15 protein-coding genes are annotated in these 16,063 nt (G+C 75.1%); 11 read left to right on the top strand and 4 right to left on the bottom strand.

What is annotated here, in order from left to right; all coding sequences use genetic code 11:
* Positions 1 to 102: 102 nt before the first annotated feature.
* The gene (locus tag ACHZ99_RS09450; RefSeq protein WP_420303954.1) at positions 103 to 2,829 is read right to left on the bottom strand and encodes a beta-N-acetylglucosaminidase domain-containing protein; all 2,727 of its coding nucleotides are present in this window, start codon (positions 2,827 to 2,829) and stop codon (positions 103 to 105) included.
* Positions 2,830 to 3,068: 239 nt separating this feature from the next.
* Between ACHZ99_RS09450 and ACHZ99_RS09445 the strand changes: the two genes are divergently transcribed.
* On the top strand, positions 3,069 to 4,040 hold the full coding sequence (locus ACHZ99_RS09445) for a sugar kinase (protein WP_420303953.1): 972 nt from the start codon (positions 3,069 to 3,071) through the stop codon (positions 4,038 to 4,040).
* A 66-nt stretch (positions 4,041 to 4,106) separates the two neighbouring features.
* Positions 4,107 to 4,727, top strand: a complete 621-nt coding sequence (locus ACHZ99_RS09440; protein ID WP_420303952.1) for a bifunctional 4-hydroxy-2-oxoglutarate aldolase/2-dehydro-3-deoxy-phosphogluconate aldolase — start codon at positions 4,107 to 4,109, stop codon at positions 4,725 to 4,727.
* A gap of 90 nt (positions 4,728 to 4,817) precedes the next feature.
* On the opposite strand, the gene ACHZ99_RS09435 is transcribed toward ACHZ99_RS09440, so the two are convergent.
* A complete protein-coding gene (locus ACHZ99_RS09435; RefSeq protein WP_420303951.1) occupies positions 4,818 to 5,825 on the bottom strand; it encodes a Gfo/Idh/MocA family protein in 1,008 nt (335 codons plus the stop codon).
* A gap of 95 nt (positions 5,826 to 5,920) precedes the next feature.
* On the opposite strand from ACHZ99_RS09435, the gene ACHZ99_RS09430 reads away from it, so the two are divergent.
* The 7 genes from ACHZ99_RS09430 to ACHZ99_RS09400 all read left to right on the top strand — a co-directional run bounded on the left by ACHZ99_RS09430 (position 5,921) and on the right by ACHZ99_RS09400 (position 12,435).
* Positions 5,921 to 6,688, top strand: coding sequence for a GntR family transcriptional regulator (locus tag ACHZ99_RS09430; protein WP_420303950.1), 768 nt, complete (start codon positions 5,921 to 5,923; stop codon positions 6,686 to 6,688).
* Positions 6,689 to 6,865: 177 nt separating this feature from the next.
* A complete protein-coding gene (locus ACHZ99_RS09425; RefSeq protein ID WP_420303949.1) occupies positions 6,866 to 7,861 on the top strand; it encodes a sugar ABC transporter substrate-binding protein in 996 nt (331 codons plus the stop codon).
* Between the two features lie 94 nt (positions 7,862 to 7,955).
* A complete protein-coding gene (locus ACHZ99_RS09420; RefSeq protein ID WP_420303948.1) occupies positions 7,956 to 9,002 on the top strand; it encodes an ABC transporter permease in 1,047 nt (348 codons plus the stop codon).
* Complete coding sequence (locus ACHZ99_RS09415; RefSeq protein ID WP_420303947.1) at positions 8,999 to 9,826, top strand: ATP-binding cassette domain-containing protein; 828 nt, start codon at positions 8,999 to 9,001, stop codon at positions 9,824 to 9,826. Before ACHZ99_RS09420 ends, ACHZ99_RS09415 begins: the two co-directional genes overlap by 4 nt.
* 213 nt (positions 9,827 to 10,039) lie before the next feature.
* A complete protein-coding gene (locus ACHZ99_RS09410; RefSeq protein ID WP_420303946.1) occupies positions 10,040 to 11,161 on the top strand; it encodes an ROK family glucokinase in 1,122 nt (373 codons plus the stop codon).
* 65 nt (positions 11,162 to 11,226) lie between these two features.
* Entirely contained in the window at positions 11,227 to 11,769 is a 543-nt protein-coding gene (locus tag ACHZ99_RS09405) for a hypothetical protein (protein WP_420303945.1), read from the top strand.
* A gap of 21 nt (positions 11,770 to 11,790) precedes the next feature.
* Complete coding sequence (locus tag ACHZ99_RS09400; protein ID WP_420303944.1) at positions 11,791 to 12,435, top strand: MBL fold metallo-hydrolase; 645 nt, start codon at positions 11,791 to 11,793, stop codon at positions 12,433 to 12,435.
* Positions 12,436 to 12,525: 90 nt separating this feature from the next.
* Here the strand turns inward: ACHZ99_RS09400 and ACHZ99_RS09395 are convergent, their stop codons facing one another.
* Positions 12,526 to 13,683, bottom strand: coding sequence for a ScyD/ScyE family protein (locus tag ACHZ99_RS09395; protein ID WP_420303943.1), 1,158 nt, complete (start codon positions 13,681 to 13,683; stop codon positions 12,526 to 12,528).
* Between the two features lie 179 nt (positions 13,684 to 13,862).
* Between ACHZ99_RS09395 and ACHZ99_RS09390 the strand changes: the two genes are divergently transcribed.
* Together ACHZ99_RS09390 and ACHZ99_RS09385 are read left to right on the top strand one after the other, a co-directional pair.
* Positions 13,863 to 14,654, top strand: a complete 792-nt coding sequence (locus ACHZ99_RS09390; RefSeq protein WP_420304035.1) for an exodeoxyribonuclease III — start codon at positions 13,863 to 13,865, stop codon at positions 14,652 to 14,654.
* A gap of 153 nt (positions 14,655 to 14,807) precedes the next feature.
* Positions 14,808 to 15,254, top strand: a complete 447-nt coding sequence (locus ACHZ99_RS09385; RefSeq protein ID WP_420303942.1) for a DUF6278 family protein — start codon at positions 14,808 to 14,810, stop codon at positions 15,252 to 15,254.
* A 59-nt stretch (positions 15,255 to 15,313) separates the two neighbouring features.
* On the opposite strand, the gene ACHZ99_RS09380 is transcribed toward ACHZ99_RS09385, so the two are convergent.
* Entirely contained in the window at positions 15,314 to 16,057 is a 744-nt protein-coding gene (locus ACHZ99_RS09380) for a GntR family transcriptional regulator (RefSeq protein ID WP_420303941.1), read from the bottom strand.
* Positions 16,058 to 16,063: the final 6 nt, after the last annotated feature.

Raw genomic sequence — 16,063 nt, 5'->3', positions numbered from 1 at the left:
GGACCTGCGGTCGCGCGTCCGCCCGGGGCGGGGCCCGGCGAACGCGGCGACCCGGCGGCCGACCCGGTTCCGTCTCCGGGCCCGCCGCCGCGCCGCGCGCCCTCAGCCGCCGATCACCCCCACATCCGCGATCTGCGGCACCGCCCCGCCGCCCGACCAGCGCAGCCGGACCTCCGCCACGGCCCCGCCCGGCACCCGCAGTTCCGTGTACGCGCCGGAGAGCCGGCCCGCCGTGCGCAACGGGCCGTGCGGCTCGTGGCGCACCTGCACGGTGGCGTGCGCGTGCGGCGCCGACTGCGGGCGGAGCACGACCAGGGACTGTGCCGCGCGCGGCTCCGCGTAGCGGATGTCCAGCGACTCGCCGGCCCGCGGCGCGCGGGCGGCGCGGTAGACGGAGCCGGTGTCGCCGTCCGCGGCGGCGGCCAGGGCGCTGCCCTCGGCCGCCGGCGGGCCGCCGGTCACCGCCGTCCGTCCGCCGCCGGCGACGGTGAACTCCCGTACCACCAGCCAGTTGCCCTGCGCCGCCGTCGCCCTGGCGCGCACGTACCGCGCCGTCGTGCCCTCCGGCGCCGTCGCCTCGACGTCCGGCGTGCCGGAGAAGGCGGCCAGCTCCGTCCACGTCTCGCCGTCCGCCGAGTACTCCAGCACGCCCTGGTGCAGATAGTCGTCCGGGCTGCCGGACTTGGCCATCGCCAGGGTGACCGTGCCGATCTCCCGCTCGCCGTGCAGGTCCACGCTCACCCACGAGCCGGCGCGCGGCGCGCCGTCGCTCCAGAAGAACGTCGAGTCGTCGCCGTCCGTCATCCGGTCCACGGTGTTGGCCTGGTACGTGCCGAGGTCCGTCGCGCCCCGCGGGCGCTCGGGCAGCCCGAGCGAGCGGTCGTGCGCGGCGGCGGCGTCCGCGACGAACGCGTCGAGCACGCCGTCGCCGACGACGACCGGCACCTCGCGCCCGCCGAGCCCCGTGTAGAGGTGGGACTTCGCCTGCTCCACCAGCTCGGGCAGCCGCTGCCGCAGCCGCCAGGCGCGGTCGCCGTCGCCGTCGCGGGCGGCCTCGGCCATCCGCAGCGCGGTGCGGGCGGCGGTGCCCCAGTCGCGGGTGGCGTCCAGCCAGGGGCCGGACTCCTCGACGAACGCCCGGTCCGGCAGCCGGTCGCGCAGCACGCCGGGCGCGGCCTCCAGCGCGGCCAGCGCGTCGTCGAGGGCGTCGGCGCCGTGCCCGCCGTCCTCGCCGGCGCCGTCCCAGTACGCGGCGATCGCCGCTGACAGCTCCGGCGCCTGCCCGGGGTTGAGCGCCGAGCCGTACGAGGCGTCGGCGAAGGCGCGCAGCGCGGCGGTCGTGCGCGGGTCGCCGCCGGCCAGTTCGGCGAGGGCCCCGGCCCAGGACTCCCGCGGGTCGTACGCGGCGTCGTTCCAGGCGTAGTCGGCGACCGTGTACAGCGCGATCTTCGACGCGGCGGCCTGGTTCATGGGGTTGGCGGTGATCCCGGCCAGCTCGCCCGGCAGGCCCTTCTCCCGGCCGTTGAACGGGCCGAGCAGCAGCCGCTCCGGAGCGTAGTCGTTGACCGGGTAGTTGTCCCAGGTCAGGATCGGGTGGCCGAAGACCTCGCGGGCGTCGCGCGCCTGCGCGACGGTCATCACCGGCGCGACGACGCCGATGCCGGTCCACTCCACCAGCACGTCGTCGTCCAGTTGCTCGGCGAGCGCCTTCTTGTACGGCGACGGGGTGGTGTCGTAGTACTCCGTCGGCACCATCTGCAGCGGCTCGGCGCCCTCGTGGGTGCGGACGAACTCGCGGTTGACGCGGTTGAGCAGATGCGCCTGCGCCGCGCCCGCGGCGCCGCCGCCGGTGCCGAAGCGCTCCTCGTCGGCGGCGCAGTTCCAGTCGGTGTAGCTGATGTCGTCGAGCGGCACGGCGAAGGTCCGTACGCCGATGTCCCACAGCGTCTGGAACTTGTCGTTCAGCGCCCGGACGTCCGCGTCGGAGCTGTAGCAGACCGACAGGCCGGGGGAGAGCGCGTAGGTGAACTCGACGTGGTGCGCGCGGGCGCGCCCGACCAGCTCGGCGATGCGGGCGAGTTCTTCGGCGGGGTACGGCTCGCGCCAGCGCTCGCGCAGGTACGGGTCGTCCTTGGGGGAGTAGACGTAGATGTTCATCTTGTGCTCGCCGTAGAACGACAGCTGGTCCAGCCGGGATTCGTGGGACCAGGGGACGCCGTAGAAGCCCTCGATGGCGCCGCGCCAGCCGGTGCCCGGCCAGTCGCGGACGGCGGTGCCGGCGACGCGGGTGCCGGGGGAGTCGCGGCGGGGGAGGAGCTGGCGCAGGCTCTGGGCGGCGTAGTACGTGCCGGTGGCGTCGGCGCCTGCCAGGACGATGCCGTCGCCGCCGGGGGTGCCGTCGCCGGGCTCGGCGGTGCCGACGGCCAGGACGTAGCCCTCGGCGGGCAGTCCGGCGGGGCCGTCGACGCCGAGCGCGGCGAGGGCGGCGGCGGAGGCGGGGTTGGCGCCGGGTCCGCCGAGGTGGACGGTGAGCCCGCGGCTCTCCGCCGGCGCCGTCTCCGTACGCCGTACGTCCTCGGCCCCCGCGGCACGCAGTGCCGCCTCGGTGACGGCGAGCGCGGGCCCGTCGGGCTCCGGCCCGGTGACGAGGGTGACCGTGGGGGTCACGGTGACGCTGTCGTCGCGCGCCGCCGTCTCGCGCGGGGTGGGGGTGATCTCGCCGGGCCGGGCCGGTGGCGGTGGCGCGCCGGCGGCCGGCGGCGCGGCGAGCGGGCTCAGGACCAGGGCCAGGAGTACGGCGCCGGCGGCGGCCAGGCGGGGGACGGGCATCCGGAACCTCCGGGATCTCGGGGGTGTAGTGCACACGTCACGCAGCGTCGAGCGTCGCCCCGACCCGCCCCGGAGGCAATGGACTTAACCGCGCTCCGCCATGGACTCACGTCCGGCCGCCGCCGCCCCGGGCCGGGCGGCACCGCGTGCCGCCCGGCTCCACCCCGCCGTACCGGCGCGGGCGCCGATCGGGATAACGTGCGGAGAACGACCGTGTCCCCCCGCCCGTGGAGGAACTGATGGCGGAATCCACACCGGAGGTGCTGACCTGCGGCGAGGCCATGCTGCTGATGCTGGCCGAGCCCGGGATGCCGCTGGCGCGCGCCGTGAACTTCCGCCGCTCCATCGGCGGCGCCGAGTCGAACGTCGCCGCCGGGCTCTCCCGGCTCGGCCACCGGGCGCGCTGGTTCGGCCGCGTCGGCGCCGACCCCGCCGGGGAGTCCGTGCTCGCCCAGCTCCGCGCGGACGGCGTGGACGTCTCGTACGCCGACGTCGACCCGGACGCGCCGACCGGCATGCTGCTCCGCGACAGCCACCCGCAGCGCGCCATCGACGTGCAGTACTACCGCGCCGGCTCCGCCGCCTCCCGCCTCGCCCCCGAGCACATCAGCCCGGAGATGGTCGAGGGCGTGCGGGTGCTGCACGTCTCCGGCATCACGCCGATCCTGTCGCCGTCCGCCGCCGAGGCGACGGTCAAGCTCGTCGAACTCGCCCACGCCGCCGGCGCGCTCGTCTCCTTCGACCCCAACGTGCGCCGCAAGCTGGCCGGTCCGCAGCGCTGGGCCGAGGTCGTGGGCCCGCTGCTCGCCGAGGCCGACCTGCTCCTCGCCGGCGACGACGAGCTGGAGATGCTCACCGGCGAACCCGCCGACGAGGCCGCGGCCCGGCTGCTGCGCGGCCGTACCGGCACCGTCGTGCTCAAGCGCGCCGACCACACCGCCACCGCGCTCACCGCCGACGGCGCGCGCGTCGACCAGCCCCCGTACGACGTGCTGCTCGCCGACCCCGTCGGCGCCGGCGACGCCTTCGCCGCCGGGTTCCTGTCCGCCCGGCTGCGGGACCTGCCGCTGGAGCGCGCGCTCGCCGAGGGCGCGTGCGTCGCCGCGCTCGTCATCCAGAGCGTGACCGACACCGACGGGCTGCCGACCGCCGCCGCGCGCGACCGCGCGCTCGCGGCGTTCACCGCCGGGGGCGACTCGGTCCACCGCTGAGACGGCCCCGCCGCACCGGCGCCCTGCCGCGCCGCCCCGCCGAGAGAACCACCGGAGGAAAGCACCGTGTACCGCTGGGAGATCACCCGGGCCGCGCTGGAGCAGCGGGTCGTCGCCATCGTCCGCGGCGACACCTACGACGGCGCCGCCGCCACCGCCGACTCGCTGCTGTCGGCCGGCATCACCAGCCTGGAGGTCTCGCTGACCACCCCCTACGCGCTGGAGCTGGTCGGCTCGCTGCGCCGGGAGGTCGGCACGGAGGCGGTCATCGGCGCCGGTACGGTCCTGGACGCCGCCTCGGCGCGGCTGGCCGTCGACGCCGGCGCCCGCTACCTGGTCGCGCCCAACCTCGACGCCGGCGTCGTCGCCACCGCCCACCGGTACGGCCTCCCGGTCTTCGCCGGCGTCGCCACCCCCACCGAGGCGGTGCGCGCGCTGGAGCTGGGCGTGGACGTGCTGAAGCTCTTCCCCGCCGCCGCGCACGAGCCGGGCTGGGTCAAGGACGTACGGGCCGCGCTGCCGCAGGCGCCGGTCCTGCCCACCGGCGGGATCTCCGTCGCCGAGGCCCCGGCCTGGATCGCCGCCGGCGCGGTGGGCGTCGGGATGGGGTCGGCGCTGTCCGGCGGCGACCGCGAGGAGGTCGCCAAGCGCGCGGCCGACCTGCTGGCCCGCCTGGCGGCGGCCTGACCCGGCCGCCCCGCCGGCCCGCCCCGCCGCCCGCCCGAGCCGCCGACCGCCCGAGCCGCCCCGCCGCGGCACGGCCGGGCGGCCCGCGCCCTACGGCGCCGCCGCGATCTCCGCCACCGTCACCGGCCGGCGCTCCCGGCGGGAGCGCTCGCACGCCTCCACCACGTGCAGCGCCGCCAGCGCCTGCGCCCCGTCGCACGGGTTGGGCAGCTCGCCGCGCACCACCCGGACGAACGCCGCCAGCTCCGCCTCGTACGCCGGCGCGAACCGCTCCAGGAAGCCCTGCCACGGCTTGCCGCCCCGCGGCGGCACGCCCGGCTCGACGGAGGTGAGCGGCGTCCGCTCGTCCAGGCCCACCGCGATCTGGTCGCGCTCGCCGGCCAGCTCCATCCGCACGTCGTAGCCCGCCCCGTTCACCCGGGTCGCCGTCGCGGTGGCCAGCGTGCCGTCGTCCAGGGTGAGCAGCGCCGCCGCGGTGTCGACGTCGTCCGCCTCGCGGAACATCGCCGGACCGGCGTCGGAGCCCGCCGCGTACACCTCGGTGACCTCCCGGCCCGTCACCCACCGCAGCGCGTCGACGTCGTGGATGACGCAGTCCCGGTACAGCCCGCCGGACAGCGGCAGGTACGCCGCGGGCGGCGGCGCCGGGTCGGAGGTGGCGGTCCGTACCGTGTGCAGCCGCCCCAGGCGCCCGCCGCGCACCGCCTCCCGCGCCGCCACGTACCCCGCGTCGAAGCGGCGCATGAAGCCCATCTGCAGCTCGATCCCGGCCGCTGCCACCTCCGCCAGCGCGGCCCTGGTGCCCGCCAGGTCGAGCGCGACGGGCTTCTCGCAGAACACCGGCAGCCCGGCCCGCGCCGCCGCGCCCAGCAGCTCCGCGTGCGCGGCGGTGGCCGCGGCGATCACCACGGCGTCCACCCCCGCGGCCAGCGCGTCGGCCGGCGTGGCGACGGCCTCCGCGCCGGTGTCCGCCGCGACCTCCGCGGCCCGCCGCGGGTCCGCGTCGGTCACGACGAGCGAGGTCACGTCCGGGTGCCGCCGCAGCGCGGCCGCGTGGAAGGCGCCGATCCTGCCGGTGCCGAGGAGTCCGATGCGCATGGCCACAAAATCTCCCGTGGCCAGCGGCATTGTCAATTGTCAGGACAACCGGACGTGAAGGGTTCCGGTGGCCCGGCCCGGCGGTTACCCTGCGGATGGCTTCTGAGCGCGGCGCAGGCCCCGTCCCCGCCCTCCGGCTCGGTGTGGACCGCAGCAGCCCGGTCCCGCTGTACTTCCAGCTGTCGCAGCAGCTGGAGGCGGCGATCGAGCGGGGGGCGCTGACCCCCGGCAGCCTGCTCGGCAACGAGATCGAGCTGGCGGCCCGGCTCGGCCTGTCCCGGCCCACCGTGCGGCAGGCCATCCAGTCGCTCGTCGACAAGGGGCTGCTCGTCCGCCGCCGCGGCATCGGCACCCAGGTCGTCCACAGCCAGGTGCGCCGGCCGCTCGGCCTGACCAGCCTGTACGACGACCTGGAGGCCGCCGGCCAGCGCCCCGCCACCCGGGTGCTGGGGGTGGCGGAGGTGCCGGCCACCGCGGACGTCGCCGCCGCCCTCGGCGTCGCCGAGGGCACGGAGGTCGTCCGGCTGGAGCGGCTGCGGCTCACCCACGGGGAGCCGGTGGCGGTGCTCTGCAACCACCTGCCCGCCGAGCTGGTCCGGCTGCGCGCCGACGAGCTGGAGGCGACCGGCCTGTACCGGCTGCTGCGCCGCGCCGGCATCGCGCTGCACAGCGCCCGCCAGCGGGTCGGCGCCCGGCCGGCGACGGCGGCGGAGGCGGAGCGGCTGGGCGAGGAGGAGGGGGCGGCGGTGCTGACGATGGAACGGTTCACGTACGACGACACGGGGCGCGGGGTGGAGTTCGGTTCGCACCTGTACCGGGCCTCGCGCTACAGCTTCGAGTTTCAGCTGCTCGACCGCGGCTGACCGCCGGGGGCACCCCGTGGGCCCCCCACCGGGTGACTCGCGGGTAGCCACGGGTCAGAATGATCGGACAAGGCATTGACTCGGTCCCCGCCCCCGGCTAGAACACCTCCAGCCGCCACGCGGGCGGCCGGGGACGACCTGGGAAGAGAGGCGGGTATCCAGATGGCACGCAGCCGTATGGCCCGTAGCACGCGTGTGTTCGCGGCGGTGGCGCTGGCCGCCCTGCTGTCCGGAGCCGCGGCCTGCAGTGACTCCGGCGGCAAGGACGCCGAGGAGAACGACGGCGACGGTGGCGGCGGGGGCGTGAACACGCCGCGCATGGAGATAGCGATGGTGACCCACTCCGCGCCCGGCGACACCTTCTGGGACATCGTCCAGAGCGGCGCCGAGCAGGCCGCCGCCAAGGACAACGTCGAGTTCCTCTACGCCAACAGCGAGAAGGACGACGAGCAGGCCCGGCTGGTCCAGACGTTCGTCGACAAGAAGGTCGACGGGATCATCGTCACGCTCGCCAAGCCGGAGGCGATGAAGAGCGCCGTCCAGGCCGCGGTGGACGCCGGCATCCCGGTGGTGACGATCAACTCCGGCGCCGAGTTCTCCAAGGAGTACGGGGCCCTCAGCCACATCGGCCAGGAGGAGACCGTCGCCGGCGAGGCGGTCGGCGAGGAGCTGAACGAGCGCGGCCGCGAGAAGGCGGTCTGCGTCATCCACGAGCAGGGCAACGTCGGCCTGGAGCAGCGCTGCGCGGGCGTGAAGGAGACCTTCTCGGGCTCGGTGCGGAACCTCACCGTCGACGGCGCGAGCAAGCCCAACGTGCTCTCCGGGATCCAGGCGGAGCTGGAGGCGGACGGCAGCGTCGACTCGGTCGTCACCCTCAACGCGGACGTCGCCGCCGCGGCCGTCGAGGCCAAGGACGCCGCCGGCAGCGACGCCGAGGTCGCGACCTTCGACCTGAACAAGGACGTGGCCGCGCTGCTGGAGAGCAGGAAGCTGACCTTCGCCGTCGACCAGCAGCCCTACCTCCAGGGCTACCTGGCGGTCGACGAGCTGTGGCTGTACGAGACGAACGGCAACGTCATCGGCGGCGGCCAGACCGTGCTGACCGGGCCGGCCATCGTCACCGAGGAGGACGCCCCCGAGCTGAAGAAGTTCACGGAGCGCGGCACCCGGTGAGCCCCCGGTACGCCCCCGCCCGGCGGCACCAGGCGCCGGGCGGGGCGGCGGCAGCAGACAGTCAACGAACGACCAGCACGAATCGGGGGCCCCGATGACCACCACCCTTCCGGGGGACGCCAAGGCGCCGGACGAACGCCTGCTGCACGCCTCCCCGCTGCACCGGCTCCTCGGCCGTCCCGAGCTGGGCTCGGTGATCGGCGCCGTCGCCGTCTTCGTCTTCTTCGCCCTCATCGCGGACAGCTTCCTGTCCAGCCTCGACACCGTCCTGTACGCCGCCTCCACCATCGGCATCATGGCGGTGCCGGTGGCGCTGCTGATGATCGGCGGCGAGTTCGACCTGTCGGCGGGCGTGCTGGTCACGTCCGCGGCGCTGACGTCGACGATGTTCGCGTACGAGATGACCGCCAACGTCTGGGTGGGCGTCTTCGTCTCCCTGCTGGTCACCCTCGCCATCGGCTTCTTCAACGGGTTCATGCTGATCCGCACCGGGCTGCCCAGCTTCATCATCACGCTGGGCACGTACCTGATGCTGTGGGGCGCCAACATCGGCCTCACCAAGCGGATCCAGGGCACGGTCTCCACGAACGCCATCGACGACATGCAGGGCTTCGAGTCGGCGCGGGTGCTCTTCGCCTCGTCCCTCGACATCGGCTCGTTCAAGCTGCGGGTGACGATCCTGTGGTGGCTCGCGCTGGTCGCGGTGGCGACCTGGATCCTGCTGCGCACCCGCTGGGGCAACTGGATCTTCGCGGTCGGCGGCGGCAAGGACGCGGCCCGCGCGGTCGGCGTCCCCGTGCACCGCACCAAGATCGGGCTCTACCTCGGCGTCGCGGTGGCGGCCTGGATCTCCGGGATGCACCTGCTGTTCTCGTTCTCCGGCGTCGTGCAGTCCGCCGAGGGCCGCGGCCTGGAGCTGCACTACATCGCCGCGGCCGTGATCGGCGGCTGCCTGCTGACCGGCGGCTACGGCTCGGCGGTCGGCGCCGCGGTCGGGGCGCTGATCTTCGGCATGGCCAAGCAGGGCATCGTCTACGCGCAGTGGGACTCGGACTGGTTCTGGTTCTTCCTCGGCGCGATGCTGCTGCTGGCCACGATCCTCAACTCCTGGGTACGCAAGCGCGCGGAGGCGGCCAGATGACGGCGGAGACCACGAAGGCCCGGAAGGAGCCGGCGACGGCCGGCCGGCCCCTGGTGGAGCTGGCGGAGGTCAGCAAGTACTACGGCAACATCCGCGCGCTCGAAGGCGTCTCCCTCCAGGTGCACGCCGGCGAGATCACCTGCGTCCTCGGCGACAACGGCGCGGGCAAGTCCACCCTGATCAAGATCATCTCGGGGCTGCACCAGCACGACGCCGGCAGCTTCCGCATCGACGGCCGGGACTCCCGGCTCACCAACCCGCGCGAGGCGCTGGACCGGGGCATCGCCACCGTCTACCAGGACCTCGCCGTGGTGCCGCTGATGCCCGTGTGGCGCAACTTCTTCCTCGGCTCCGAGCCGACGCTGGGCCGCGGCCCGCTGCGCCGCCTGGACGTGCCGAGGATGCGCGCCACCACGCACGCCGAGCTGCTGCGCATGGGCATCGACCTGCGGGACGTGGACCAGCCCATCGGCACCCTGTCCGGCGGCGAGCGGCAGTCGGTGGCGATCGCGCGGGCGATCTACTTCGGCGCCAAGGTGCTGGTCCTGGACGAGCCCACGGCGGCGCTGGGCGTCAAGCAGTCCGGCGTGGTGCTGAAGTACGTCGCCGCCGCCCGCGACCAGGGCCTCGGCGTGGTGCTGATCACCCACAACCCGCACCACGCCTACCTCGTCGGCGACCGGTTCATCCTGCTCAAGCGCGGGGCCATGGCCGGCAGCCACGCCCGCGCCGACATCGACCTGGACGAGCTGACCCGGCAGATGGCCGGCGGCAGCGAGCTGGAGCAGCTCAGCCATGAGCTGCGGCGGGACCGCGCGGGCTGACCCGCGGCGCGCCGGCGGCGCACCCCCGGCGGGCCCGGGGGTGCGCCCCGCCGCCCCGGCGCCCCCGCCGCTGCCCCACTCCGCCGTGCGGGGGAGGGGGCCGGTGAGGCAGAATCGGCACACGTCAGCGACTCCCGACAGGGGAAGGGGTCACCCCTTGCGACCAGCCGCACCCACCGAGCCGAGTCCCCGGCCCGGGCGAGGGGACCGCCCGTGAGCGCCGCCGAGAGGACACCGCACCGGGGCACCGCCCGCGCCACCGTGCTGCGCAGCGTGAGCCACCGCGAGCGGCGCTCGCACCTGACCGCGCCCCGGGTGCCCACCGTCGGCATCGACATCGGCGGCACCAAGGTCGCCGCCGGCGTCGTCGACGCCGACGGGCACATCCTGGAGCGCGCGACCACCGAGACGCCCGACAAGTCCAAGAGCCCGAAGGTCGTCGAGGACGTGATCGCCGAGCTGGTCCTCGACCTCTCCGAGCGCCACGACGTGCACGCCGTCGGCATCGGCGCCGCCGGCTGGATCGACGCCGACCGCAGCCGGGTGCTCTTCGCCCCGCACCTGTCCTGGCGCAACGAGCCGCTGCGCGACGCGCTCTCCGAGCGCCTCCGGGTCCCGGTGATGGTCGACAACGACGCCAACGCCGCCGCCTGGGCCGAGTGGCGCTTCGGCGCCGGCCGCGGCGAGGACTACCTCGTCATGATCACCCTCGGCACCGGCATCGGCGGCGCCATCCTGGAGGACGGCCAGGTCAAGCGCGGCAAGTACGGGGTGGCCGGGGAGTTCGGCCACATGCAGGTGGTGCCCGGCGGGCACCGCTGCCCGTGCGGCAACCGCGGCTGCTGGGAGCAGTACAGCTCCGGCAACGCGCTGGTCCGCGAGGCCCGCGAGCTGGCCGCCGCCGAGTCCCCGGTCGCGTACGGGATCATCGACCGCGTCCAGGGCAACATCGGCGACATCACGGGCCCGCTCATCACCGAGCTGGCCCGCGAGGGCGACGCGATGTGCACCGAGCTGCTCCAGGACATCGGCCAGTGGCTCGGCGTCGGCATCGCCAACCTCGCCGCGGCACTCGACCCCTCCTGCTTCGTCGTCGGCGGCGGCGTCAGCGCCGCCGACGACCTGCTCATCAAGCCCGCCCGGGACGCCTTCGGCCGCAGCCTCACCGGCCGCGGCTACCGCCCCGAGGCCCGGATAGTACGGGCCCGCCTCGGCAACGACGCCGGCCTGGTCGGCGCCGCCGACCTGGCCCGGCTGGTGGCCCGCAGGTTCCGCCGGACAAACCGCCGGCGCGTCGAGCGCTACGAGCGATTCGCACAGGTGGTCGGTAAGTGACCCTTCAAGACTCCGGTGAGCGCCCCGCGTACGGGGACGAGCCCGACGCGGCACACAATGGGTACATGGCCCCACGTCCACCGCGCCGCCTGAACCGCTCCTGGAAGGCGTACCTCGCCATCCCCCTGCTCGTCGGCATCCCGCTGGTCTACGGCTGGTTCTCCACCCAGGTGAGCCGCGACAGCGGCCGCGACAAGGCCGAGCGCGCCGCCTACGACGACATGGAGCCCGGCTGGCCGCCGCGGCTGCTGCGCCGCATCTACCAGGTGCCCGTCCCCGGCGGCGCCGCGGACATCCGCTACTACGAGGAGAACTCGCTGCACGCCAGCGCCCTGTACGTCGACTTCACCGGCCCGAAGCAGTCGGTGAACGAGTACCTGGAGACCACCTTCTCGCGCACCGACGTCACGTCCCTGCCCCGGCTGCGGGACGGCTTCAACCCCATCACCCCCGGGCAGGCGGAGACCGTCGACTGGGACTTCACCAAGGGGGACTGGCACGGGCTGCGGCTCAAGCAGGGCGGCTCGCTGCCGGACGTGTCCATCGCCGTCAACAAGGCGAACCCCGAGAAGCTCGTGGTGCGTACGGTGTCCACCACGCGGTACTGACGAGGAGTTGTCACCGACATCATGGAGTTGACGAAGAAGGGCCACTCCTGCGTCCGGCTCGTCAAGGACGGGGCGGTGCTGGTCGTCGACCCCGGCGGGTTCAGCGAGGAGGACGCGGCGGTCGGCGCGGACGTCCTGCTCGTCACCCACGAGCACCCCGACCACTTCGACGAGGGCCGGCTGCGCGCCGCCCTCGACGCCAACCCCGCGGCGCGGCTGTGGACGCTGCGCAGCGTCGCGGAGCGGGTCTCCGCGGCGTTCCCCGGGCGGGTGCACACCGTCGGCGAAGGCGACGTGTTCACCGCCGCCGGCTTCGAGGTGGAGGTGCACGGACAGCTGCACGCCGTGATCCACCCGGACATCCCGCGCGTCACCAACGTCGGCTACGTCGTCGACGGCGCCGTCTTCCACCCGGGCGACGCCCTGACCGTCCCGGACCGGGCCGTCGAGACGCTGCTGCTGCCGGTCATGGCGCCGTGGAACAAGCTCTCCGAGGTCATCGACTACGTCCGCGAGGTCGCCCCGCGGCGCGCGGTCGACGTCCACAACGGGCTGCTTTCCGACCTCGCGCCGCTGGTCTACGACCGCATGCTGGGCCCGGCCGGGCCGGGCGTCGGCGGTGCCGAGCACATCCGGCTCGACCCGGGGGCGAGCCTCACGCTGTAGGGCGTCTTTGCCCTCCGCGGGCCGGGCGGCGGCGCGACCGCCCCGGCCCGCGCGGGGCCGGGGCGGGGCACCCGCCCCGGCCGCCGCCCGTCAGCGGGTGATCTCCACGAGCTCACCGTCCGTGCCGACGGTGCGGTTGGTGACGTACAGCTCGTCGTCCGGGCCGACGGCCAGGCCGTTCGCCATCATCAGCCGGTCCCCGGTGGCGATCTCGACGGCCTCGCCGGTGTCCGTGTCCACCTCGTGCAGCGCGCCCGGCTCCGGTACGCCGTCCGCGCCGAAGCCGGTCGTCAGCGACAGCGCGACCAGGTCGCCGGAGGAGTCCAGACCCAGGTCGCTCACCGCGGTCAGCCCCTCGGCGAGCACGTGCGGGCGGTGGCCCGGCTCGATCTCCCAGATCCGCGCCGCGCCCGGGCGCAGGCCGCCCATGTCGGAGACGTAGACCGTGCCGTCGGGCGCGCGGACCACGCCGCCGGGCACCGCCTCGGTCCGCTCGCCGCCGGCCGTGCCGCCGGGGAAGACCGCCTCGGTGGTGATCTCGCCCGAACGGGAGACGCCGAGGAGGTCGTTGCCCGCCGAGTCGGTCACCAGGTAGCCGCCGCGGCCGGTCTCCGCCAGCCGGGACGCGTTGCTCTGCACCGAGGTCGGCTCGGCCTCGGTGGACTCGTGGCCGAGCACCCAGTCCGGGTCCATCCGCGTCTCGTACGCCACCAGGTCGGCGTACGTACGGCCGCGGGGGGCCCGGTGCAGGGTGCCGAGCCGGGCGGCGTCCCGGCCCAGGCCGGCGCGGAACTCCACGTCCGTGCCGCCGCCGTTGAGGACGACGTAGCCGAACCGGCCCGGCGCCACGTCCACCGGCCCGGTGACGACCGTCTGCCGGGTGTCGTCCATGGTCACCGCGGCGGACGGCAGCCCGGTGACGACCCGGCCCGCCCGCCCGCCGGCGACCCGGTAGACCGCCCCCGTCCGGCCGACGCACGGGGTCCCGCCGCCGGGCTCGCAGCCCGGCCGGCCCTCCCCGGCCTCGGCGACCAGCACGCCGCCCCACCGGTCGACGGCCACGCCGCGCGGGTTCTTCAGCCCCGTGGCCACCGTCCGGATCCGGACCTCGCTCTCCCGGGACTCGCCCGCGCCCGCCGCCGGCAGCGCCGACGCCCCGCCGACGAACCCCGTCACCAGGGCGGTGAGGCCGCCCATCAGCCCGGTGGCCCGGGTCGCCCTCTTCAGTTTTGTCTTCGTGCCCGGCATCTCTCTCCTTGCGCGAATGTCGTGACCTGCGCCCGCGGGAGCGCTGCTCAAGTGTTCCAGGCGCGCGCTCCTCCGGGCGCGGAACGGGGGGATCCCCCGGGCGGCCGGGGCCGTCCGGCGGGCGGCACGGGCTCCCCGGGACCGCTGTCAGTGGTGCGGGGTAGGTTGTCGGCATGGCTGTGCGCATCGCTACGTGGAACGTGAACGGGATCAATCCCCGGCTGCCCCGCATCCTGCAGTGGCTTGAGGAGACCGCGCCGGACGTGGTGTGTTTCCAGGAGCTGAAGTGCACGGCGGAGGCGTTCCCCGGCGCCGCCCTGGCCGACCTGGGGTACGAGGCGGCCATCCGCGCCGACGGCCGGTGGAACGGGGTCGCGGTGGTCTCCAGGACCGGCCTCGCCGACGTCACCGAGGACCTGCCCGACCAGCCCCGGTACGAGGACGCGACCGAGCCCCGCGCGCTGGGCGCGACCTGCGGCCCCGTGCGCGTCTGGTCGCTGTACGTGCCCAACGGCCGCGACGTCGGCCACGCGCACTACGCGTACAAGCTGCGCTGGCTGGAGGCCCTGCGCGCGATGGCCGCGGAAGAGGCCCCCGGCGAGCGCCCCTTCGCCCTCCTCGGCGACTACAACGTCGCGCCCAAGGACGAGGACGTCTGGGACATCTCCCTCTTCGACGGGCACACGCACGTCAGCGAGGCCGAGCGCGCCGCGCTCGTCGAGCTGCAGAAGTCCGCCGGCCTCGCCGAGGTCTACCCGCGCGCGCTGAAGTACGACATCCCCTTCACCTTCTGGGACTACCGCCAGCTCGGCTTCCAGAAGAACAAGGGCATGCGCATCGACCACATCTACGGGAACGCGCCGTTCACCGCCGCCGTCCAGGACTCCTACGTCGACCGGGAGGCGCGGCGCCCGGGCAAGGACAAGAACCCGTCCGACCACGCCCCCGTCGTCGCCGACCTCGACCTCTGACGGCACCGCCGTCCGGTCGCCGTCGCCCCGGGCGCGGTGAAGCCGGCGGGACACGGGCGTACGGTCCGGATGTCCCGCCGGGAAACACCTGGTGAGCGAATCGGACCCGCGCGCCTGTGGTGCTGCCGCCTGCCCGGATGCGAGGCTGGGGAGATGAACATCTCCTTCCTCGACAACTGGCGCCGACGGCACGGCTCCGCGCGTGAGCCGCAGACGTCCGACGAGGCGCCGATGGTCGACCAGGAAGGCGTGACCGAGCTGCTCAGCGAGTGCGAACTGCTGCGCGTCCAGGCGGAGTCGGCGGGCGTGGAGCTGGACGACACCCCGCGGTCGCTGGAGGAGCTGGACCAGCTGCTGCCGGGCTGGCGCGACGACCCGGAGATCACGCCCTGGCTGGGCAGCGACGCGGGGCTGTACCTGGGCACGGTGGTCGTGCGCACGATCCCGGGCGCGGAGTGGGTGATCGACGGCGGGGACGGCGCCCCGGTGGTGCGGCTGTCGTCGGGGCGGGAGATGGACGTCCTGGAGATCGGCGCCGGGTGGGCGGCGAACGGCGCGCCGGAGCTGTCGCAGATGTACGGCGAGGTGGCGGAGGGCTGAGCCCGCACGGCACCGCGCCGGGCGCGTCGTCGCCGCCGCCGCTGCCGCCGCTGTCGCCGCTACGTGAACGTGATGTCGTACTCCAGCCGCCAGCGGTCGGCCCGTACCACCGCCTCGGAGGTCTCCACCGCCCGGCCGCGCTCGTCGTAGTGCGTCCGCTCGACCGTCGTCACGCACTGCCCCGGCGCGCAGCCCAGCGCCTCCGCCTCCGCCGTCGTCGCCGATCGCGAGCCGACCAGCTCCGCGGCCCGCACCACCCGGATCCCGAGCGCCGCGAACCGCCCGCGCACGCCGCGCCGGGCGTACGGCCCGCGTTCGGGGAAGACCACGTCGGTGCCCTCGGTGAGCGCCAGCGGCTCCCAGCTGACGGCCAGCTGCACCGGCTTGCGGTCGGCCAGGTACTCGTACTGGGTGCACATCACCCGGTCGCCCGCCGGGATGCCGAGCCGCCGCGCGGGCTCGCGCGGCGCGGGCGCGGGCGCGGAGACCGCCTCCCAGGTCAGCGGCACGCCGTCGGGGACGAGCCGGGCGGCGAAGGGGGAGTCGACCGCGCCCGTGCTGCGCAGCAGGCTGCCCACGGGGCTGCGGTCGGCGACGAACACGCCGCGGCCGAACTGCCCCTGGGCGTAGCCGGCGGCCTTCAGCACCCGCACGGCCCGGTCCACGGTCTGGTCGCTCGCCGCGTACGCGCGCTTGAGCTGGGAGCGCGACGGGATCTGCGCCCCCACGGACAGCTCGCCGCCGTCGATCCGCTCCCGCAGGTCGTCGGCGATGCGCTGGTACACCGGCCTGGCGTCGCCCATACCGGG

Source organism: Streptomyces sp. MAR4 CNX-425 (assembly GCF_048656465.1).
In the GTDB taxonomy this organism is placed as follows: domain Bacteria; phylum Actinomycetota; class Actinomycetes; order Streptomycetales; family Streptomycetaceae; genus Streptomyces.
This window is presented reverse-complemented; position numbering and strand designations above follow the sequence as displayed.